15 protein-coding genes and 3 pseudogenes are annotated in these 21524 nt (G+C 66.5%); 14 read left to right on the top strand and 4 right to left on the bottom strand.

Features of this window, described 5'->3' with window-relative positions:
• A pseudogene (gene narY, locus A5645_RS26955) lies at positions 1-208 on the bottom strand (nitrate reductase subunit beta); the annotation flags it as partial.
• Here narY and A5645_RS08420 point away from each other — a divergent pair.
• The 6 genes and pseudogenes from A5645_RS08420 to A5645_RS29050 form a co-directional block, all read left to right on the top strand.
• Positions 199-1293: pseudogene (locus tag A5645_RS08420) on the top strand (4Fe-4S dicluster domain-containing protein); the annotation flags it as partial. The pseudogenes narY and A5645_RS08420 sit on opposite strands and share 10 nt — an antisense overlap.
• Entirely contained in the window at positions 1290-1940 is a 651-nt protein-coding gene (narJ, locus tag A5645_RS08415) for a nitrate reductase molybdenum cofactor assembly chaperone (protein WP_065129205.1), read from the top strand. The pseudogene A5645_RS08420 and the gene narJ, both read left to right, overlap by 4 nt.
• The gene (gene narI, locus A5645_RS08410) at positions 1937-2668 is read left to right on the top strand and encodes a respiratory nitrate reductase subunit gamma (RefSeq protein ID WP_065129203.1); all 732 of its coding nucleotides are present in this window, start codon (positions 1937-1939) and stop codon (positions 2666-2668) included. Before narJ ends, narI begins: the two co-directional genes overlap by 4 nt.
• Before the next feature lie 69 nt (positions 2669-2737).
• Entirely contained in the window at positions 2738-4627 is a 1890-nt protein-coding gene (gene typA / locus A5645_RS08405; RefSeq protein WP_065129201.1) for a translational GTPase TypA, read from the top strand.
• A gap of 23 nt (positions 4628-4650) precedes the next feature.
• Positions 4651-6564, top strand: coding sequence for an ABC transporter family substrate-binding protein (locus A5645_RS08400; RefSeq protein WP_065129200.1), 1914 nt, complete (start codon positions 4651-4653; stop codon positions 6562-6564).
• A 204-nt stretch (positions 6565-6768) separates the two neighbouring features.
• The gene (locus A5645_RS29050; RefSeq protein ID WP_065129199.1) at positions 6769-8904 is read left to right on the top strand and encodes a PE family protein; all 2136 of its coding nucleotides are present in this window, start codon (positions 6769-6771) and stop codon (positions 8902-8904) included.
• Positions 8905-9231: 327 nt separating this feature from the next.
• On the opposite strand, the gene A5645_RS08390 is transcribed toward A5645_RS29050, so the two are convergent.
• Entirely contained in the window at positions 9232-9843 is a 612-nt protein-coding gene (locus A5645_RS08390; protein WP_065034597.1) for a TetR/AcrR family transcriptional regulator, read from the bottom strand.
• Between the two features lie 85 nt (positions 9844-9928).
• Between A5645_RS08390 and mshB the strand changes: the two genes are divergently transcribed.
• Together mshB and A5645_RS08380 are read left to right on the top strand one after the other, a co-directional pair.
• The gene (gene mshB / locus A5645_RS08385; protein ID WP_065129197.1) at positions 9929-10828 is read left to right on the top strand and encodes an N-acetyl-1-D-myo-inositol-2-amino-2-deoxy-alpha-D-glucopyranoside deacetylase; all 900 of its coding nucleotides are present in this window, start codon (positions 9929-9931) and stop codon (positions 10826-10828) included.
• Positions 10829-10920: 92 nt separating this feature from the next.
• Positions 10921-11388, top strand: a complete 468-nt coding sequence (locus A5645_RS08380) for a hypothetical protein (protein ID WP_065034599.1) — start codon at positions 10921-10923, stop codon at positions 11386-11388.
• Here the strand turns inward: A5645_RS08380 and A5645_RS08375 are convergent.
• A complete protein-coding gene (locus A5645_RS08375) occupies positions 11385-12257 on the bottom strand; it encodes a PE family protein (protein WP_065034600.1) in 873 nt (290 codons plus the stop codon). The genes A5645_RS08380 and A5645_RS08375 overlap by 4 nt on opposite strands.
• A 269-nt stretch (positions 12258-12526) precedes the next feature.
• On the opposite strand from A5645_RS08375, the gene A5645_RS08370 reads away from it, so the two are divergent.
• Positions 12527-15061: a bifunctional FO biosynthesis protein CofGH gene (locus A5645_RS08370; protein ID WP_155767912.1), complete on the top strand. Its 2535-nt coding sequence runs from the start codon at positions 12527-12529 to the stop codon at positions 15059-15061.
• An 80-nt stretch (positions 15062-15141) separates the two neighbouring features.
• On the opposite strand, the gene A5645_RS08365 is transcribed toward A5645_RS08370, so the two are convergent.
• The gene (locus A5645_RS08365; protein ID WP_065034601.1) at positions 15142-15474 is read right to left on the bottom strand and encodes a hemophore-related protein; all 333 of its coding nucleotides are present in this window, start codon (positions 15472-15474) and stop codon (positions 15142-15144) included.
• A 415-nt stretch (positions 15475-15889) separates the two neighbouring features.
• On the opposite strand from A5645_RS08365, the gene fdxA reads away from it, so the two are divergent.
• The 5 genes and pseudogenes from fdxA to A5645_RS08340 form a co-directional block, all read left to right on the top strand.
• Complete coding sequence (gene fdxA, locus A5645_RS08360) at positions 15890-16213, top strand: ferredoxin (protein WP_065034602.1); 324 nt, start codon at positions 15890-15892, stop codon at positions 16211-16213.
• A gap of 26 nt (positions 16214-16239) precedes the next feature.
• Positions 16240-17334 carry a succinyldiaminopimelate transaminase gene (dapC, locus tag A5645_RS08355; RefSeq protein ID WP_155767911.1) on the top strand — a complete coding sequence of 365 codons (1095 nt, stop codon included), beginning with the start codon at positions 16240-16242 and terminating at the stop codon, positions 17332-17334.
• 60 nt (positions 17335-17394) lie between these two features.
• A complete protein-coding gene (locus A5645_RS08350) occupies positions 17395-19722 on the top strand; it encodes an APC family permease (RefSeq protein ID WP_065129206.1) in 2328 nt (775 codons plus the stop codon).
• Positions 19723-19767: 45 nt separating this feature from the next.
• Positions 19768-21036: an alpha/beta hydrolase gene (locus tag A5645_RS08345; protein ID WP_081288235.1), complete on the top strand. Its 1269-nt coding sequence runs from the start codon at positions 19768-19770 to the stop codon at positions 21034-21036.
• A gap of 223 nt (positions 21037-21259) precedes the next feature.
• Positions 21260-21524: pseudogene (locus A5645_RS08340) on the top strand (hypothetical protein); the annotation flags it as partial.

Genomic DNA, 21524 nt, shown 5'->3' with positions numbered 1-21524 from the left:
CGCACGACGGATTGAGGCAGTGCTCGCAGATCCGCGGGAGGTAGAACATGAAGGTCTCTTCGAGCTTCAGCCGCACCTCTTCGCTGATCTTCTTCAAGATCGGGTCGTCGGGCACGATTTCCGTTGAGCCGGCGAGGTTGTCGTCCCAGTTCGAACCCCAGGACACCTTCATCGGCTCACCGGTCAGTTGGCTGCGCGGTGCGGCTGAAGCTCGAAGAGACCTTCATGTTCTACCTCCCGCGGATCTGCGAGCACTGCCTCAATCCGTCGTGCGTCGCCTCCTGCCCGTCGGGTGCAATGTACAAACGCAGCGAGGACGGCATCGTGCTGGTGGACCAGGACCGTTGCCGTGGCTGGCGGATGTGCGTTTCCGGATGCCCTTACAAGAAGGTGTATTTCAACCACCAGACCGGCAAGGCCGAGAAGTGCACGATGTGCTACCCGCGCATCGAGGTCGGGCTGCCCACCGTGTGTTCGGAAACCTGCGTGGGACGGTTGCGTTATCTGGGACTGGTGCTCTACGACGTGGACGGGGTGCTCGAAGCCGCATCGGTGGAGAAGGACACCGATCTCTACGAGGCGCAGCGACGGATCATCCTGGATCCCCGTGATCCCGAGGTGATTGCCGGGGCTCGGGCGCAAGGTATTTCGGAGGAATGGATCGAGGCCGCGCAGCGCTCACCGGTCTACGCTCTGATCAACACCTACCGGGTGGCGCTTCCGCTGCACCCGGAATATCGCACCATGCCGATGGTTTGGTACATCCCGCCGCTGTCGCCGGTGGTAGATGCGGTCAGTCACGACGGGCACGACGGCGAGGATCTGGGCAACCTGTTCGGCGCCCTGGAAGCGCTGCGCATCCCACTCCAGTACCTGGCCGAACTGTTCACCGCGGGTGACACCGACGTCGTCGCCGGGGTGTTGCGGCGGTTGGCCGCGATGCGCTCCTACATGCGCGACATCAACCTGGGCCGGGAAACCCAGCCGCACATCCCGCACGCCGTCGGGATGACCGAGGAGCAGATCTATGAGATGTACCGGTTGCTGGCGATCGCCAAATATGAAGAGCGCTATGTTATTCCGACCGCGTACTCAGCGGACTTGCCCGGCGCCTCAGACGGCGAAATGGGCTGCTCGCTGTCATTCGACGGCGGGCCGGGCATGTACGAATCCGGCCCCACGCCGGTGTCGGTGGAGACATTCCACGCTGTAAAGCAACGGCAGACAAACCTGCTGAACTGGGACGGCACCGGCACGCCCGCCGAACTCTTCCCGATGCGGGTGAACCGATGAAGCTGTTGTCGCGCGGGAAGCAACGCGCCCACCTGATGCAGGATCGCGTGGTGTGGCAGGCGGCCTCATTGCTGCTGGCCTATCCCGATGAGGGTTTCACCCGGCGTCTGCAGCTCGCCGACGAATTGTCGGGCCACCTCGGTGGCCGGACGCAGCACCTGCTCAGCCAAACGGTCACCGGCTTGCGGCAATACGAAACTCTCGATGCCGCAATCCATTACGTCGAGACCTTCGACCTGCGGCGACGCGCCACCATGTACCTGACGTACTGGACCGCCGGGGACACCCGCAACCGTGGACGCGAGATGCTGAACTTCGCCAGTGCCTACCGGGATGCTGGCGTCGAACCGCCGGCGAAGGAGTCACCCGACTATCTGCCCGTGGTGCTGGAGTTCGCCGCCACCGTTGACCCACAGGCCGGGCACCAATTGCTGGCCGCGCATCGGACCTCCATCGATGTGTTGCAAAAGGCGTTGACCGATGCCGGATCGCCTTACCGGCACGCAGTGGCGGCGGTGTGCGAGACGCTGCCGGCGGCCGGCGACCCGGACCGCGCGCAGCGGCTTACCGAATCCGGCCCGCCCGCGGAAGCGGTTGGCCTGCAACCGTTCACCCTGACCGTTCCACCCCGGGGAGGTTCGGCATGAACCTACTGCAGATTTTTTGGGACGACGCGCCTTACGTCGTGCTGGCGATCGCGGTCGTCGGCACCTGGTGGCGGTACCGCTACGACAAGTTCGGTTGGACCACCCGCTCGTCGCAGATCTACGAGTCACGGTTGCTCTCGATCGGCAGTCCGCTGTTCCACTTCGGCAGTCTCGCCGTGATCATGGGTCATATCAGCGGTTTGTTGATTCCGGAGTCCTGGACCAGGGCGATCGGGATGAGCGATCACCTCTATCACCTGCAAGCGCTGATGCTAGGTGCGCCTGCGGGTTTCGCCACCCTGCTGGGCATCGGGTTACTTGTCTACCGGCGGCGCACCCGCGGACCGGTCCGGCTGGCTACCACGGGCAACGACAAGTTGATGTACGTGGTGCTGGTGTGTGCGCTGGTGGCTGGTTTGAGTTGCACCCTGATGGGCGCCACGCACTTCGGTGAACTGCACGACTATCGGCAGAAGGTGTCGGTCTGGTTCCGGTCGATCTGGATCCTGGACCCACGTGGGGACCTGATGGCGCACGCGGCGGTCTGCTACCAGATTCACGTGCTGATCGCGTTGCTGCTGTTTGCGCTGTGGCCGTTCACCCGTCTGGTGCACGCCCTCAGCGCACCGGTCGCCTACCTGTTCCGGCCCTACATCGTCTACCGCAGCCGCGATGCGGCCGACAAACACCAATTGGTCGGTTCAGCGCCGCGCCGGCGCGGTTGGTGACGCGCGCTCAATAGCCCCTTGAGCTGCTCAGTTCGCCATTGGCGGGCCTGCGCTGAAACAATCACCGACGTGCCATTCCGTAATGTCGCCATCGTCGCCCACGTCGACCATGGCAAAACCACCCTGGTCGATGCGATGCTGCGGCAGTCCGGCGCCCTGACCCACCGTGGCGACGACACCCAGGAACGCATCATGGACAGCGGTGATCTCGAAAAGGAAAAGGGCATCACCATCCTGGCCAAGAACACCGCCGTGCACCGCCACAACGGTGACGGGACGGTGACAGTCATCAATGTCATCGACACTCCCGGTCACGCCGACTTCGGGGGCGAGGTGGAGCGCGGCCTGTCCATGGTGGACGGTGTCCTGCTGCTGGTCGATGCGTCCGAGGGCCCGCTGCCGCAGACGCGGTTCGTGCTGCGCAAGGCGCTGCAGGCGCATCTGCCGGTGATCCTCGTCGTGAACAAGACCGACCGACCGGACGCCCGCATCGAGGAGGTCGTCGAGGCCAGTCACGACCTGCTGCTCGACGTCGCCTCCGACCTCGACGAGGAAGCGGCCGCGGCCGCCGAGCACGCGCTGGGACTGCCGACGCTCTACGCGTCCGGGCGGGCCGGCATCGCGAGCACCGAACAACCGGCGGACGGCCAAGCGCCGGCCGGTGACAACCTCGACCCGCTGTTCGACGTGCTGATGGAGCACATCCCCCCGCCCTCGGGCGATCCGGAGGCTCCGCTGCAGGCACTGGTCACCAACCTCGACGCCTCGCCGTTCCTCGGCCGGCTCGCGCTGATCCGCATCTACAACGGCAAGCTGCGCAAAGGCCAGCAGGTGGCGTGGATGCGCGAGGTGGATGGGCTGCCCGTCATCACCAGCGCCAAGATCACCGAGTTGCTGGCCACCGAGGGCGTCGAACGCACCCCGACCGACGAGGCGGTGGCCGGCGATATCGTGGCCGTCGCCGGTTTGCCCGAGATCATGATCGGCGACACGCTGGCCGATCCGGACCACGCCCATGCGTTGCCGCGCATCACCGTCGACGAGCCCGCCATCTCGGTGACGGTCGGCACCAACACCTCTCCGCTGGCCGGCAAGGTGTCCGGGCACAAGCTGACGGCGCGGATGGTGCGCAGCCGACTGGACACCGAATTGGTCGGCAATGTGTCGATTCGCGTGGTCGACATCGGGCGGCCGGACGCGTGGGAGGTGCAGGGCCGCGGCGAGCTGGCGCTGGCCGTGCTGGTCGAGACGATGCGCCGCGAAGGCTTCGAACTCACCGTCGGCAAGCCGCAGGTGGTGACCAGAACGATCGACGGAAAGCTGCACGAACCGTTCGAGGCGATGACGATCGACTGCCCCGAGGAGTTCGTCGGCGCGATCACCCAGCTGATGGCCGGCCGCAAGGGCCGAATAGAGGAGATGACCAACCACGCCGCCGGGTGGGTCCGGATGGACTTCATCGTGCCCAGCCGCGGCCTGATCGGCTTCCGCACCGACTTCCTCACCCTCACGCGCGGCACCGGCATCGCCAACGCCGTGTTCGACGGCTACCGGCCCTGGGCCGGCGAGATCCGCGCCCGGCACACCGGGTCGCTGGTGTCGGACCGTTCCGGCGTCATCACCCCGTTCGCGCTGCTGCAACTCGCCGACCGTGGCCAGTTCTTCGTCGAGCCCGGTCAGGACACCTATGAGGGCATGGTTGTCGGCATCAACCCGCGCCCAGAGGACCTGGACATCAACGTGACCCGGGAAAAGAAGCTGACCAACATGCGGTCGTCGACCGCCGATGTGATGGAAACGCTGGCCAAACCGCTCGAGCTCGACCTGGAGCGGGCCATGGAGTTCTGCGCGCCCGACGAATGCGTCGAGGTCACCCCGGAGATCGTGCGGGTCCGCAAGGTCGAATTGGATGCCACCTTGCGCGCCCGAGCGAAAGCCCGAGCGAAGGCCCGCGGGTAGGCCCGGTGGGCCTCGCTACCCTGATGGGCGTGTTGCACCGGGCCCGGCACGTTCTGTTAGCGGTCGGCGCCCTCGTCGCGGCCATCGGACTGGTGCTGTCGGGCTGCACGGTGAGTCCACCGCCGGCGCCGCAGAGCACCGACACACCACACAGCACGCCGCCGCCACCGCAGCGTCCCACCCAGATCATCATGGGCATCGACTCGATCGGTGCCGGCTTCAATCCGCACCTACTGTCGGACCTCTCACCGGTGAATGCGGCGATCGCTGCGCTGGTGCTGCCGAGCGCGTTCCGCCCCGTTCCCGACCCCAGCTCGTCGACCGGTTCGCGGTGGGAGATGGATTCGACGCTGCTGGTCTCGGCCGATGTCACGAACGAGAACCCATTCACCGTGACTTATAAGATCCGGCCGGAGGCGCAGTGGACCGACAACGCCCCGATCGCTGCCGACGACTTCTGGTACCTGTGGCAACAGATGGCCACCCAGCCCGGCGTCGTGGACCCGGCCGGCTACGACCTGATTACCGCGGTGCAGTCGCTGGATGGCGGCAAGCAGGCCGTCGTCACGTTCAGCCAGCCGTACCCCGCGTGGCGGGAACTGTTCAACAACCTGCTGCCGGCACACATAGTCAAAGATGTATCGGGCGGGTTCTCGGCCGGGCTGGCGCGTGCCCTGCCCGTGACCGGCGGGCAGTTCCGGGTGGAGAACATCGATCCCCAGCGCGACGAGATCCTGATCGCCCGCAACGACCGGTTTTGGGGACCGCCCGCCAAACCCGGTCTGATCCAGTTCCGGCGGGCCGGTGCGCCGGCGGCGCTGGCCGATTCGGTGCGCAACGGCGACACTCAGGTGGCCCAGGTGCACGGCGGGTCGACCGCCTTCGCTCAGCTCTCGGCCATCCCCGACGTGCGGACCGCCCGCATCGTGACACCACGCGTCATGCAGTTGACGTTGCGCGCCAACGAGCCGAAGCTGGCCGACAGTCAGGTCCGCAAGGCGATCCTGGGCCTGCTGGACGTCGACCTGCTCGCCGCCGTGGGGGCCGGTAGCGACAACACTGTCACCCTGGACCAGGCGCAGATCCGGTCACCCAGCGATCCCGGCTATGTGCCCACGGCGCCGCCGGCGATGAGCCGCACGGCGGCGCTCGGGCTGCTGGAGGAGTCCGGTTTCCAGATCGAGACCAACAATTCGGTGACCACGACGCCGGGGCCTAATTCGCCGACCACGCCGGTCAGCACGCTGCCTACCGGGGAAGTGGTCCACGGTCAGATCAGCAAGGACGGCAAGCAGCTGACTCTGGTCATCGGGGTAGCTGCCAACGATCCGACCTCGGTGGCGGTGGCCAACACCGCCGCCGACCAGTTGCGCAACGTCGGCATCGCCGCCAGCGTGCTGGCCCTGGATCCGGTGACGCTCTACCGCGACGCGTTGAAGAATCACCAAGTGGACGCGCTGGTGGGCTGGCATCAGGCCGGCGGGAACCTGGCCACTTCGCTGGCGTCTCGATTCGGCTGCCCCGCGCTGCAGGCATCCGAGATCCCCAACCCGAGCGCGTCGCCGACCGCGCAGGCATCGACTACCGGGACAGCCGGTAGCACCAGCCAGGCCGGACCGGGCACCACCGTGCCCCCGACGACCCCCAGTCGTCCGCCGGACCCCGGCGCCTTGGTCAAGGCGCCGTCGAACCTGACCGGGATCTGCGATCGCAGCATCCAATCCAACATCGACGCGGCGCTCAACGGCACCAAGAACATCAGCGACGTGATCACCGCGGTGGAGCCGCGGCTGTGGAACATGTCGACGGTCCTGCCCATCCTGCAGGACACCACGATCGTGGCCGCCGGCCCCAGCGTGCAGAACGTCAGCCTGACCGGTGCCGTCCCGGTCGGCATCGTCGCCGACGCTAGCCAGTGGGTGAAAACCGGGCCATAGAACGCAAAAGCCCTATCTGGCAAGCCATCTAACCGGCCCGAAACGGGCGGGCTGACCACGGCATTCGGCTCGTCACAAATTGTTATCAAATTTGCGTTTGGAAACCGCGCGCGCGGGCAACACCGGCGATACGCTCGGGCCAGGGGGTCACCTGTTCGGGCACAGGGGTAGCCAGCATTCATTGGTGCGGTTAGGGGTCCGGATATGTCGTTTGTGTTTGTCGAGCCGCAAATAATGGCGGCGTTCGCAACGAATCTGTCCAACATCGGGTCGGCGCTCACCGCCGCCAATGCGACGGCAGCTGCGTCAACCACTGGCGTGCTCGCTGCGGCCGCCGACGAGGTCTCGCAGGGAATAGCCGCGCTGTTCTCCGAGAACGCGGCGGGCTATCAGCAGATAAGCGCCCAGGTGGTGGCTTCGTATGAGCGGTTCGTCCAGGCGGTGACCTCAGGTGCGAACGCCTATGCGGCAGCCGAACTCGGCACCGCGCAAGCCCTGGTGAACGGGCTTGCCGCGCCGACCCTCTCGCTCGAGGGCTTCGCGGAGGCGTATGCCGGTTTCACCGCCAACCTGGTCAACGCTGAGCTGTCGTTCAACCAGGCGTTGGTGGGTGGCGAAGTAGCCTTGCGGCAGGCTTTATTCGGAAGCGGCAATGCGCTGTCTGCGGCGGTGGATTCCGGCCTGAACGTCGCCAACTCGTTCGTGGGCGCGGGTCAGACGGCCCTCAATACTCTTCTTGGAGCACAGGTTCCGGCGAACTTCGCCTCGAGCCTCGCGGTCGACAGCTCGCTGGACGCGAACCTCGGACTGGGCGGCCTGACCGGTTCCTTCAACGCGGCGTTCAACGGCTTTGGCGCAAACCTCAACGCGGCTCTCTCGGGCAACCTGAGTGCAGCGCTGCCCGACCTCAACGTTCTGGTGCAGGCCGGTAACGCGTTGGGGGCCAACATCAATGCGGGCCTGAACAGTCTCGTGCAGACCGGCGGCGCGCTGGCGAACAACTTCATTTCCAACATCAACGCGCTCACCCAGACCGGCGGGTCGTTGTCCGCCATCTTCGGTGGCGATCTGTCGAGCCTGGGTGCTCAGCTCAACGCCGCGCTGAATGCTGCCCTGTCCGGGAACCTCAACCTCGGGTTGCCCGACCTGCCCGCACTGGGTGCCACGCTGGTGGCTGACTTCAACTCCGCGCTAGCCGGATTCGGGTTTAACCTCCCGGCCCTGGGCGCCAGCCTGAACACGGCGCTGAACGGATTGCTTGCGGGTGACCTCGACCTCGGTCTGGTGCTGCCGCCGCTGCCCACCTTCGAGTCGGTGACCGCGAATCTGACCGCCGGACTGAACAATCTGGCAGGCAGCTTCAACCTGAACCTGCCCGCGCTGGCGGCCAACATCAACGGTGCGCTCGGCCCCCTCGGTGCACAGCTGAACGCGGCCCTGACCGGTGCCCTCAGCGGCGACACGACCGGATTCAACGCGCTGATCAATACTCTCGCGGGGCTTCCGACGACCGGCGTCGCAGGCTTGGAGCAAATCCAGAGCGGAATTCTGGCCAACCTGGTCGTCAACGAACTAGCGTTCAACGCCTCCCTCGTCGCCAACGAGCAGGCGCTGGTGTCGGCATTGCTGGGACCCGGTGCCGTGCTCGGTCCGGTGGGTTATGCCTTCAACGCCGGCAACCTCTTACTGGGTACCGGCGAGCAGCTGCTCAACGCAGTCGTGGGCGCCCCGACGGTGAACTTGACCGGCAGCCTGCTCTTCAACGGAGCGCTTCCGCTCGGTGGCGGGCTCGCTCCGGTCGGTGGTCTGACCGGTGTTGTGCAGCAATTGTTGTCGCTCAGCGGGGCCCTGAGCGGCGCGCCGGGGCTTGATGCCGCCTTGCTGGCGCAGCTCGGACTCACCCCGACCGCGCTGCAGGCCCTGGTCAACAGCCAGTTGGCGTTCAACGCCAACCTGGTCGCCAACGAACAGTTGCTGCAGCTGTCCCTCTTCGGCACCACCGGTGCTCTGAACGGCGCGCTGAACAACGCTTTCACCGCCCTCAACCTGGCATTTGTCAGCACACCGCAGTTGATCATCAATGCGTTGATAGGTGCTCCGGTCGTGCCCGCCCTGACAACCGGCCTGCTCCTGTCCACCACGGGCGACGTGTTCGGCGGCGTGACGGCCGGTGGTCTGTTGGGGGCCTTGGAACAGAAATTCCTGTTCGACGGCGCATTCCTCAGCAACCTCTTCGCCCCGGTTCAAGTGACGCTGACGGGCGGACTGCCAAGCTTGCTCGCCAACATCAACGCGGCGCTGACCGGGCAAGTCACGGTCAACGGCAGCGTCACGCCCTAGGCATCATTCGCCACCAACCGTTCGCTGTCGGCCCGCCACCACTGCGGTGGCGGGCCGATCGCATTGCGCCGATCTGCGAAGCGGATATCCCTGGGCGAACAACGACTAATCAATCCAATCCAGCTATCGGCGACGCCGGCAACTCGATAGCCGAAGCGACGACGGCGCTACTGCCAGCGGGCGCCGACGAGATATCACGCGTTTCCACGAGCAGTTCGTGCAGCAGGTGTTCAACGGTGGCCAGAGCGGTGGTCGCGTAGGCGCTTTCGATCAGGCTCTGGTGGCTGACGCCGACTTCGTCGGCTTGATCACGAAGCCGTTCAACCCTTAATTCACTGGCGTTTTCGCCGACCGACCCGGCGGTATCACCGTGTCGACGACGAGCGCCAATTCGCGTCGGGTGGGCGGCGTTCCGGTCAGCATGAAGTGCTGATTGATCAACGCCGGCCCGATCCGGGAGGTCAGCGGCGTCAGCGACTCGGCGTCGATATCCCCTTCCCGCACAGCGCTATTGAGGATCGACTCGATGATCTTCAACCGGGGGCAGACCACGGCGTCGGCGAAGATCGCCCGCAACTCGGGCTCGTGCAAGAGCTGGCTGATGATTTCCAGGCCGGGGAAATCGGTCTTGCCCGCCAGCACATCACGGTGAGCGGTGAACACCGACAGCAGGTTCTCCCGCGCCGACCGGCCGGCGCGCGGCTCCGGCAGCGGCGGCACGGTGTGCGTCATGGCGGCCTGGACGAGATCGTGCTTGCTGGTCCAGCGCCGGTAAAGGGCGGCCTTGCCGGTGTGGGCCCGCGCCGCGATGCCTTCCATCGTCAGACCGCCGTAACCTACCGAGGTCAACTCGGCCAAAGTCGCCGCGTAGAGTGCACGTTCAAGTACTTCCCCGCGCCGGCGTCTCCGGCTGGCTGTCGTTTGGGTCGCCTGCGCCATAAATCGATAGTAGCCGCAAGCGTTCCTATTATTCGCTGAAGCTGGCTTTTGCTGTCGGTGGAGTGGCGGCGGGTAGGGTTCGTCCATGCCTGAGACACCGCGGCTGTTGTTTGTGCACGCGCATCCCGACGACGAAAGCCTGGCCAACGGCGCCACCATCGCCCACTACACCGCACGTGGCGCGCAGGTCCAGGTCGTCACGTGCACCCTCGGCGAGGAGGGTGAAGTCATCGGCGAACGATGGGCCCAACTCGCCGTCGACCACGCGGATCAGTTGGGGGGCTACCGCATCGGCGAGCTCACTCGGGCATTGCATGCCCTCGGTGTCCGGGATCCCGTTTATCTGGGCGGCGCGGGGCGATGGCGGGATTCCGGCATGGCCGGCACCGAGCCGCGTAGCCGGCGCCGGTTCGTCGACGCCGACGAGCGGGAGGCCGTCGGAGCGCTGGTGGCGCTGATCCGCGAGCTGCGCCCGCATGTCGTGGTCACCTACGACCCCGATGGCGGCTACGGCCATCCCGACCACATCCACACCCACGTCGTCACCACCGCCGCCGTGGCCGCCGCCGCGGGCGACGATTACGCGGGGGAGCCGTGGTCGGTGCCGAAGTTCTATTGGACGGTGTTGTCGCGGGATGCCATGGTTGCCGGTGTCCAGGCTCTGGTCCCCGAGGATCTGCGGCCGGAGTGGGTGGTGCCGCCCGCGGAAATGATCCCGTTCGCCTACCCGAGCGAGCGGATCACTGCCGTCGTCGAAGCTGATGCCGACGCGCATGCCGCCAAAGTTGCCGCGCTCGCCGCGCACGCCACGCAACTCATCGTCGGTGCCACCGGGCGTGCTGCCGCCCTGTCCAACAACCTGGCGCTGCCGATCCTGGCCGAGGAGCATTACATTCTCGTCGCCGGCGAGCCGGGGCCCCGGGATGCGCGGGGTTGGGAAACGGATCTGTTGGCCGGTCTGGGCATCGCTGGTGGGGACACGTAAACTGCCAAACAGGCAGCCACGGAAGGAATTCGCATGGACCCGGACTTGGACCCTAACCTGCAGCACTGGCAGGACCGCCTCGACAGTCTGCAGTGGGTGCTCGGTTCGATCGCGTCCCAGATCGACAGCGTCCCAACCTGACAGACACCGCGTCACGCGCCGCCTCGATCGAGGAGACCGGCGCGACGGATCCTGCTATCCGATTTGTCGTTTTAGCGCTGTTGGCCGTCGACGGGGTTCTGTCGGCCCTGGCCGGAGCGCTGTTGCTGCCCTCCTATATCGGCTCGGTTCCCTTCCCCGTGAGCGCATTGCTCAGTGGCCTGCTCAACGCCGCGCTGGTGTGGGCCGCGAGCCGCTGGACCACCTCGACCAGACTGGCCGCGTTGCCACTGTGGACATGGTTGCTGACGGTCGCCGTGCTGAGCCTTGGCGGGCCCGGTGGCGACGTGGTCCTCGGCGGCCAGGGAGTGATGGCTTACGCCGCGCTGCTGTTGATCGTGCTGGGCGTCGTGCCCCCGGTGTGGGTGCTGTTCCGGCGCAATGCGCGGCCTGCCCGCTAAATGCCCGGGAAGAACGGCGGCAGCGGGGGCAGCGGCGGGAAGAAGCTCAAGAACCAATAGATCTCGGTGTTGATGAACTGGCTGACCGAAGCCGTGGTGACCGCCCAGAAGTTGCTCAGTCCCTGTTGGAAGGTGACCGTTCCGGCCAGGAAGTCCAGCGTGTTGAACAGGCCGCTCTGGAACATCGGCTCGAAGAGGTAATAGAAGAAGTTGATCTGCGGGGCCAGGATGCCGACGTATGGCAACCAGCCTGCGAGGTAAGCGGCGAGGTTGAAGCCGTATTCCACATAGGGCTGGATCCCGAGGTAGAACTCCTCGATCGCGGTGGCCCACGACACGGGTATCACCGCGGCGGGAGCCGCCTCGGCCGCCGACCCCAACAGCGCGCTGGAAGCGGCCAGCGGGGCGCCGGTCGGCTGCAGACCCAGCAAGCTGCGGAAGCTGTTGCCCACACCCTGGAGCGCGCCCTGGACCTGCGCGGCGGCCCTGGTTGCCGCGGTGCCGACCGAGCCGACGGCCTCGCCGATCAACGGCTGACCCAGTAACTGCGCCGCCGGAGCACCAACCGCATTGGCCAGCGTCTGCGCGGCGCCGCGCTCGGCGGCGGCGTAGGAGCTCGCGCCGGCCCCCAGCGCCTGCACGAATTTGTCGTGGAACGCGGCTACCTCGGCGCTGAGCTGCTGGTAGCCCTGCGCGTGCGACGAGAACAGCGCCGCGACCTCGGCGGATACTTGGTCGGCGGCCGCCGCAACCAGCTTGGTGGTGGGCAGCGCAGCGGCCGCATTGGCGGAGTTGATGTCCGAGCCGATGCCGGCGATGTTGGAGGCGGCGGTTGCCAGCGCGTCCGGCACCGCCTGCAGAAACGACATTCCACCAACCCTTGCTCGGTCTCAAAACGGTTCGATGGACGGATCGTATCGCGATCGCGGGCGAATTTTGCCGGACTCGGCGGAATGGCTCGCCGGATTTGCCGACACTGGTCAGTCGTGTGCCGACCCGGGTCTGCCGCTACCCTTGCGCGTATGGCATCCGGGACACCCAGGTTTTCACTTGGTGGGGCGCGGATGAAATTCGAGCGCGGGGAAGTTACACCAACGTGCCGGTGACACCCGAGCCGACGGCTCTGCCCAATCCCGTCATGCCCGTTGCGGCCCCGAGTGGGTCGGCGTTGCGACGCGTGTTGCGGCGGGCCCGCGACGGCGTGGCGCTGAATACCGATGAGGCCGCTATCGCGATGAGCGCCCGCGGCGACGACCTGGCCGATCTGTGCGCGAGCGCGGCGCGGGTGCGTGACGCGGGTCTCGAGTCGGCGGGGCGCCGCGGCCCGGGCGGCCGATTGCCGATCAGCTACTCGCGCAAGGTCTTCCTGCCGATCACCCATTTGTGCCGGGACAATTGCCACTACTGCACGTTCGTCACCGTTCCGGGCCGGTTGCGGGCCCAGGGCATGGGCATGTACATGGAGCCCGACGAGATTCTCGACGTGGCCCGCCGTGGAGCCGAGTTGGGTTGCAAGGAAGCGTTGTTCACGCTGGGCGACCGGCCCGAGGACCGCTGGCCGGAAGCGCGCCAGTGGCTGGGCGAACGGGGTTATGACTCCACTTTGTCCTACGTGCGAGCCATGGCGATCCGGGTGCTGGAAGAGACCGGCCTGCTCCCGCACCTGAACCCCGGTGTGATGACCTGGTCGGAGATGTCGCGGCTCAAGCCGGTGGCGCCCTCGATGGGCATGATGCTTGAGACGACGTCGCGACGGCTGTTCGAGACCAAAGGGCTGGCACACTACGGCAGTCCCGACAAGGACCCGGCGGTACGACTGCGCGCCCTGACCGACGCCGGCCGCTTGTCCATCCCATTCACCACCGGACTGCTGGTGGGCATCGGTGAGACACTGGCGGAGCGGGCCGACACGTTGCATGCGATACGCAAGTCGCACAAGGAGTTCGGGCACATCCAGGAAGTGATCGTGCAGAACTTCCGGGCCAAGGAACACACCGCGATGGCCGCCGTGCCCGACGCCGGCATCGAGGACTACCTGGCCACCGTGGCGGTTGCGCGGCTGGTGCTGGGCCCCGGCATGCGCATCCAGGCGCCGCCGAACCTGGTCTCCCGCGACGAATGCCTGGCCCTGGTGGCCGCCGGTGTGGACGACTGGGGTGGGGTCTCCCCGCTGACACCCGATCACGTCAACCCCGAGCGGCCCTGGCCCGCGCTGGACGACCTGGCCGCCGTCACCGCCGAGGCCGGTTATGAACTGGTGCAGCGGCTCACCGCGCAGCCGAAGTACGTGCAGGCGGGCGCGGCGTGGATCGATCCCCGGGTGCGCGGACACGTTGTCGCCCTGGCCGATCCGGTGACCGGGTTCGCCCGCGATGTCAACCCGGTGGGTGCGCCCTGGCAGGAGCCGGACGAGGTGGCCTCCAGCGGCCGGGTGGACCTCAACGCCGCGATCGACACCGAGGGCCGCAACAGCGAGACCCGCAGCGACCTCGACAGTGCCTTCGGCGACTGGGAATCGATCCGGTCGCGTGTGCACGAGCTGGCCGCCCAAGGTGCCAAAGCGCCAGAACGCCTGGACACCGATGTGCTCGCCGCACTGCGTTCGGCCGAGCGCGATCCCGGCGGCTGCTCCGACCAGGAGTACCTGGCGCTGGCGACCGCCGACGGTCCCGCTCTGGAAGCGGTTGCGGCGCTGGCAGATTCGTTGCGCCGCGAGGTGGTCGGTGACGACGTGACGTTCGTGGTGAACCGCAACATCAACTTCACCAACATCTGCTACACCGGCTGCCGGTTCTGCGCGTTCGCCCAACGCAAAGGGGACGCCGACGCGTATTCACTGTCGGCGCAGGAGGTGGCCGACCGCGCATGGGAGGCCCACGTCGCCGGCGCCACCGAAATCTGCATGCAGGGCGGTATCGATCCCGAGTTGCCGGTCACCGGCTACGCCGATCTGGTGGGCGCGGTCAAGGCGCGGGTGCCGTCCATGCACGTGCACGCCTTCTCGCCGATGGAGATCGCAAACGGCGTGACCAAAAGTGGGCTCAGCATTCGGGAGTGGCTGACCGGGTTGCGCGAAGCCGGGCTGGACACCATTCCCGGCACGGCCGCCGAGATCCTCGACGACGAGGTGCGGTGGGTGCTTACCAAAGGAAAACTACCGACGTCGCTGTGGGTGGAGATCGTGACCACCGCGCACGAGGTGGGACTGCGATCGTCGTCGACCATGATGTACGGACACGTGGACAGCCCGAAGCACTGGGTGGGCCATCTGAACGTGTTGCGGGCCATCCAGGATCGCACCGGTGGCTTCACCGAGTTCGTGCCGCTGCCGTTCGTCCACCAGAACTCACCGTTGTATCTGGCCGGTGCGGCCCGGCCGGGGCCCACCCACCGGGACAACCGCGCGGTGCACGCGCTGGCGCGGATCATGCTGCACGGCCGCATCTCGCACATCCAGACCAGCTGGGTGAAGCTTGGCGTGGAGCGCACACAGGTGATGCTCAACGGCGGCGCCAACGATCTGGGCGGCACGCTGATGGAGGAAACGATCTCGCGGATGGCAGGTTCGGAGCATGGATCGGCGAAGTCGGTAGCGGAATTGACGGCTATCGCCGAGGGCATCGGCCGGCCCGCGCGTCAGCGCACCACGACGTACGCCTCGCTAGCGGCCTGAGCCAGCAAAAAAACCGCGAGCGCAACGCCGGCGTCACTCCCAGTGGAGATCAGCCGCGGCGTTACGCTCGCGGGTCGAACTCAGTAGCTGCTACAAACTCCGGCGACGGACTCCACCACGCCGACGTACTGCGAAGCACCCGGCATGGCCTGCAACTGCGCGGCCATCTGCGCGCGCTGCGGCGGCGCCGAAGCCAGGAACCGCTGCAGGTAGCTCTGCGCGATCGGCGACGAGTTCAACTGCGCCGCGGCACCCGGGTTTGTCGCGTTGAGCGCGGCAATCACCTGCGGGTAGCTGCACGTCGTGTTCACAGCGACGTCCATCGGATCTGCCGAGGCGATTCCACTGCCTAGGCCCAGCGACACTGCCAGACCCCCAGTAACCACGGCCATCTTGGTAAGCGACAACCTCATTTTCGGACACCTTCCCCAAAATATTGCACCGTCAGACACGACGGCGACGACATCTGCCCAGCGGTTGCCGTCTGCGTAAAAGGCTACCAGGCACCGCGGACTTGCTCTTCACGACTTTGTTATCGCCGGAACGGGCGCAGACGTAACTCTTTGCTGCTCAGAGGCTTATTTCGCAAAATTTCGCGGTGGGCGAAATCGGCGCCGGGAAGGCTTGCCGAGCGCCTCGACTGCTGCGCGAACCGCGCGGGCACTAGGTTGGAACCGACTTGACGTCTCACCGGGCGTGCCAATTGCCGGACTTGTATATGCAACGTCTAGTATCAGTAACCGAACGCATACCCGTGAAGTCCCTCGGGTAAAGCGAACAGCAGCCCAACATTGAGCCGTACATGGAGGACACGTTGAGGAGACGTCCGTGACGTACACGATTGCTGAACCTTGCGTCGACATCAAGGACAAGGCATGCATCGAGGAGTGCCCGGTCGACTGCATTTATGAGGGTGCCCGGATGCTGTTCATCCATCCCGACGAATGCGTCGACTGCGGAGCCTGCGAACCGGTCTGTCCGGTCGAGGCAATCTATTACGAAGACGACGTGCCCGAGCAGTGGAGCCAGTACACCCAGATCAACGCCGACTTCTTCGTCGAGCTGGGATCGCCGGGTGGCGCCGCCAAGGTCGGCCTGACCGAGAACGACCCGCAGGTGGTCAAGGATCTGCCCCCGCAGGGCGAGGACTGACCGCGCCGATGCAGCGCCGGCATATCGTGTCGGCGTCCCTGCCGGAGTTCCCCTGGGACACCCTGGCCGAGGCGAAGGCCACTGCCGCCGCTCATCCCGACGGCATCGTCGACCTCTCGGTCGGCACCCCGGTGGATCCCGTCGCGCCGCTGATCCAGGACGCGCTGGCGTCGGCCGGTGCCGAGCCGGGTTATCCGGCCACCGCCGGGACCGCGCAGCTGCGTGAGTCGGCGGTCGCCGCTCTGGCGCGCCGGTTCGGCGTCACCGGGGTGGCCGAGTCGGCGGTGTTGCCCGTCATCGGCACCAAGGAACTGATCGCGTGGTTGCCGACCCTGCTCGGACTGGGGCCCGCCGATGTGGTGGTGGTGCCCGAACTGGCGTACCCGACCTATGACGTGGGCGCGCGGCTGGCGAAAGCCCAAGTGGTGCGCGCGGATTCGCTCACCCAGCTCGGACCCCAGACTCCGGCGTTGGTGTTCCTGAATTCGCCGAGCAATCCGACCGGCCGGGTCCTGGGCATCGAGCATCTGCGCAAGGTCGTCGGATGGGCCCGCGAGCGCGGCGTGCTGGTGGCCTCCGACGAGTGCTATCTCGGCCTGGCCTGGGACGCCGCACCGCTGTCGGTGCTGCACCCTTCGGTCTGCGACGGCGACCACCGGGGGCTGCTGGCGGTGCACTCGCTGTCCAAGAGTTCGTCGCTGGCCGGATACCGGGCCGGGCTGGTCACCGGTGACGCGAGTCTGGTCGCCGAATTGCTGGCGGTGCGTAAACACGCCGGGATGATCGTGCCCACGCCGGTGCAGGCCGCCATGGTTGCCGCGCTGGACGACGACGATCACGAGAAGTTGCAGCGGGAACGCTATGCGCAGCGCCGGGCCGTGCTGCTGCCCGCGCTGCGGTCGGCGGGCTTCACCGTCGACCATTCGGAGGCCGGCCTTTACCTGTGGGCCAGTCGCGGCGAGGGTTGCCACGAGACGGTGGCCTGGCTGGCCGAGCGCGGCATCCTGGTGGCGCCGGGCGACTTCTACGGACCCGGCGGCGCCCGGCACGTGCGGGTCGCGCTCACCGCCACCGACGAGCGCATCGCCGCGGCGGTTCAGCGCCTCGCCCACCTTTCTTAGGATTCATTGGTGACGCGAGCGGCGGGCGATTCGACCGGCAAGCTGCGAATCCCGCTGACGATGGGCGACGTCCTCAAGCGGGTGTTTCTGGGCAAGCCGCTGATCACCGAGGAACTGGCCGACGAGCGGTTGTCCAACCGCGTCGCCCTGGGTGCGCTGTCGCCCGACGCGATCTCATCGACGGCCTACGGGCCCGAGCAGATCCTCATCGAACTGCTGCCCCAGGCGGGGCTGGCGGCGTTCGCCTTGCTGCTGCCCATCACCGGCGTCATCCTGCTGATCCTGGTGCTGGTGGCGGCGTCGTACCGGCAGGTTGTCATGGCCTACACCCGGGCCGGCGGTTCGTACATCGTGGCGCGGGACAACTTCGGGCCGAAGATCGCGCAGGTGGCCGCGGCGGCGCTGCTTATCGACTATGTGGTGACGGTGGCGGTGCAAGCCGCGGCGGGCACGGTTGCCGTGGTGTCGGCATTGCCGGCGCTGGGCCCGTTCAGCCTGGAAATCACCATCGGCGTGGTGATCTTCATCTGCTACCTGAACCTGCGCGGATTGAAGGAAGCGGGAAAGCCGTTCGCGGCGGCGACCTACCTGTTCATCGTCATGGTGTCGGCCACCATCGTGACGGGCGTTGTGCGCCATCTGTTTTGGAGTCTGCCGATCTACGATCCGCACCAACTGCCCGGAACCGTCGCGGTGCATCAGGGCAACGGCCTGGTGATGGGCGCGACCATTCTGGTGTTGCTGCGCGCGTTCGCCAACGGCGGCTCGTCGCTGACGGGGGTTGAGGCGATCTCCAACACCGTCGAGGTATTCCGAAAGCCGCAGGGCCGCAACGCGCGCCGGGTGCTCACCGCGATGGCGTGTATCCTGGGGTTCCTGCTGGCCGGCGTGGCCTACCTCGCGTACGCCACGCACGCCACGCCGTATTTGACGGAGTATCCGTCGGTGCTGTCCCAGATCGCCCGGGCGGTGTTCGGCACCGGCGTGGTCGGGCACGTGTGCTTCATCCTGGTGCAGGCCGCCACCGCCGCAATCCTTTTCACCGGTGCCAACACCAGCTTCAACGGCTTCCCGGCGCTGGCCAGTTTCGTTGCCGAGGACCGGTTCCTGCCGCGGCAACTGATGAAGCGCGGTCACCGACTGGTGTTCTCCAACGGCATCATCGCGCTCACGGCGCTGTCGGTGGTGCTGTTGGTGACCACCGGGGGATCGGTGAACGCGCTGGTGCCGTTCTATGCGATCGGGGTGTTCACCGGCTTCTCGATGGCCGGATACGGAATGACCAAACATCATCTGACGCACCGGGAACCGGGTTGGCGGCACCGGCTGGCGATCAACCTGTCCGCGGGCATCATGTCGACGATCGTGGTGGGGATCTTTGCGGTCGCGAAGTTCACCGAGGGGGCATGGCTCGTCGTCGTGGTCTTCCCGCTGCTGGTGTTCGCGTTGATTCGGCTGAATCGCGAATATCGTGCCGAGGCAGCGATTCTCGAGATGTTCCGCACCGACCGGCCGGAGCTGGTGAAGTATGCGCGGCACCGGGTGTTCATCTTCGTGAACTCGGTCGACCTGGCGGTGATCGAGGCCCTGCGATACGGGAAGGGATTGCGGGCCGACGAGTTGATCGCCGTGCATTTCATGGTCGACGCGGTGCATGCCGCGCAGCTCCGAAAGCGTTGGGACGATTTCGAATTGGACACCCGGCTGCGGGTGATCGATTGCCCGGATCGGCGCGTGACCCGTGCCGCGCAGATCCTGGTGGCGCGGACCAGCAAGGAAAACCCCGACACCAATGTGACCGTGCTGCTGCCGCGCCGCACCTATGCGCCGCTGCTGGGACGCCTGCTGCACGACCGGACCGCAGACAAGATCGCCCGCGCCGTCAGCCTCATTCCCGACGCCGCCGCCACGATCGTGCCGTACGACGTGCAGTCGCGGATCAAGGACGCCTATCCGCAACGCCTCGAGCAGCGGATCGCCCGTGAGCTCGACAGGGTCGAGGCGTGGGTTTCCCAAGCCGAAGATCGCGACGTCGAGGCCTACGAACATCCCGATCGTCGGTCGTCGGTGATCACGGTGGCGAGCCTGATCCCCGGCCAGCGCGCCACCATCGAGGGGCGGGTCAGCGAGGTCGAGGACATCGCCAAGCGCCGGGGCACGTTCCGCTGGATCGTGGTCGGCGACGACAGCGGCGAGGTCCGCATCAGGTTCCGGCCCGACCGCGGCGGGGCTGACATCCAGCCCGGGCAGTTGCTGCGGGTGACCGGCAAGGCACGGCAGAGCGGCAATCGGCCGATGTGGATGGTGGACCCGTCATACACCGTGGTCGAGGAGCCGGCGGAGACCCGCGACGCCGGCGGGGCGGGGGCGGCCGGGGAAATCGGCTGAGGCCGCCGGTTAGATTCGTTGGGTAGTGCGTATGAGGAGGCAGCTTTGAAACGATTGGCCGCGGTCGGGGCCGCGTTGCTGGCGGTGGTGGGGTCGGTGTTCACGTTGAACGGGTACCGGCCGCTGAGCAAGAAGGGGTATGGCGCGGGCCATGCCTTCGCCTTCGGCCTGTTCGCCTCCGAACTGCCGCTGCAGTCCGCGGCAGCTCACGCGACCGCACTGGCGACGGTGTCGCGCTGGGCGCCGGCTCGGTTGCTCGGTTTCAGCTGGCTGGTGTCGGCACTGTCCTGGCTGGGCTTGTTCGGTTTACACCGCATCGGTCAGCGCTCCGACAAAACGCTGTCCGCGGCGCTGGACGAGGGCCTGGGTGCCGACCGTCGGCGCGAGGCGGGCGATCTGTGGAAGCGCCCCGCGCCGAACGGCGCGACCGCCAAGAAGCCCGGCCCGGCCCGCATGCTGCGCATCTGGCGCGACTACGCGCATGACACCGATATCAGCTACGGGGAGTATGGCGCCCGGAACCAGCTCGACATCTGGCGGCGACCCGACCTCGACCGCGGGGGTCGGGCGCCGGTGCTGCTGCAGGTCCATGGTGGCGCCTGGATGGTGGGAAACAAACGGGGGCAAGCACATCCGTTGATGAGCCACCTCGCCGAGCTGGGCTGGGTATGTGTATCGGTGAACTATCGGCTGAGCCCCCGCTCGACGTGGCCCGACCAGATCGCCGACGTCAAGCGCGCGATCGCGTGGACGAAGGAGCACATCGCCGAATACGGCGGGGATCCGGACTGGATCGCGATCACCGGCGGCTCCGCCGGCGGGCACCTGTCTTCGCTTGCTGCCGTCACGCCCAACTACCCGCTGTTTCAGCCCGGCTTCGAGGAACTGGACACCCGCGTGCAGGCAGCGGTGCCGTTCTACGGGTTCTACGACTTCACCCGGGACGATGCGGTGCATCCGATGATGCCGGCGATGATGGGCAAGCGAGTGTTCAAGTTGAGCCGGAATGAGATTGCCGAGCCGTTCCGGCTGGCCTCGTCGATCACCCATGTCTCCGAGGACGCGCCGCCGTTCTTCGTCCTGCACGGGGTAAACGACTCGTTGATCCCGGTCGAGCAGGCGCGCAGCTTTGTCGCACGGTTGCGCGAGGTCAGCAAGCAGCCGGTGGTGTATGCCGAATTACCTTACGCGCAACACGCTTTCGATATTTTCGGCTCGGTACGCGCAGCGCACGCCGCAGTGGCCGTGGAGCAGTTCCTAGCCGAGGTCTACGCGGCTTCGCGGTCGGGGAGTATGAGCCACCAGGCGGGTTAGCGGCGGGGCTGGGCCTCGAAATCAGCGGTGCGAATGCCTACGAAGCCGATAGATAGGGCTATCCGCGAGACCCTCACGACAGGCTCGCGAACCGAACCACACCGCGAATTTGACGGCCAGATATCGCAGTCAGGTTTGGCTCGCCATCAGAGACACCTGACGATTGATACCATTCGTCACATCCGTCAGTACCGCCGCCCAAGCATTGGCAGGAGACGAAGCGATGCCCGCTGTGGCCGATATGGCCATGGGAATAGCTCCCATCGCTGGGGGGTTGGCTGTCGGCATCGCCGCCGGGTACCTGAAAGGGCCGGATGTTCGCAAAGGCATCAAGCAGGATTTAGAGCTTTTGGACGCTTTACCTTCGGAGGAAGAGGAGCTGCGTGCCGAGCTCCGGCAGAGCATCAATAGCCGGATCAAAGACCTTGTTGCTGCCGCCAATCGATACCAGCCGCTGCGAAGAGCGGCCGCCTCGTATCGCGCCGGCC

It is taken from the genome of Mycobacterium asiaticum (assembly GCF_001673635.1).
Lineage (GTDB): Bacteria > Actinomycetota > Actinomycetes > Mycobacteriales > Mycobacteriaceae > Mycobacterium > Mycobacterium asiaticum_C.
This window is presented reverse-complemented; position numbering and strand designations above follow the sequence as displayed.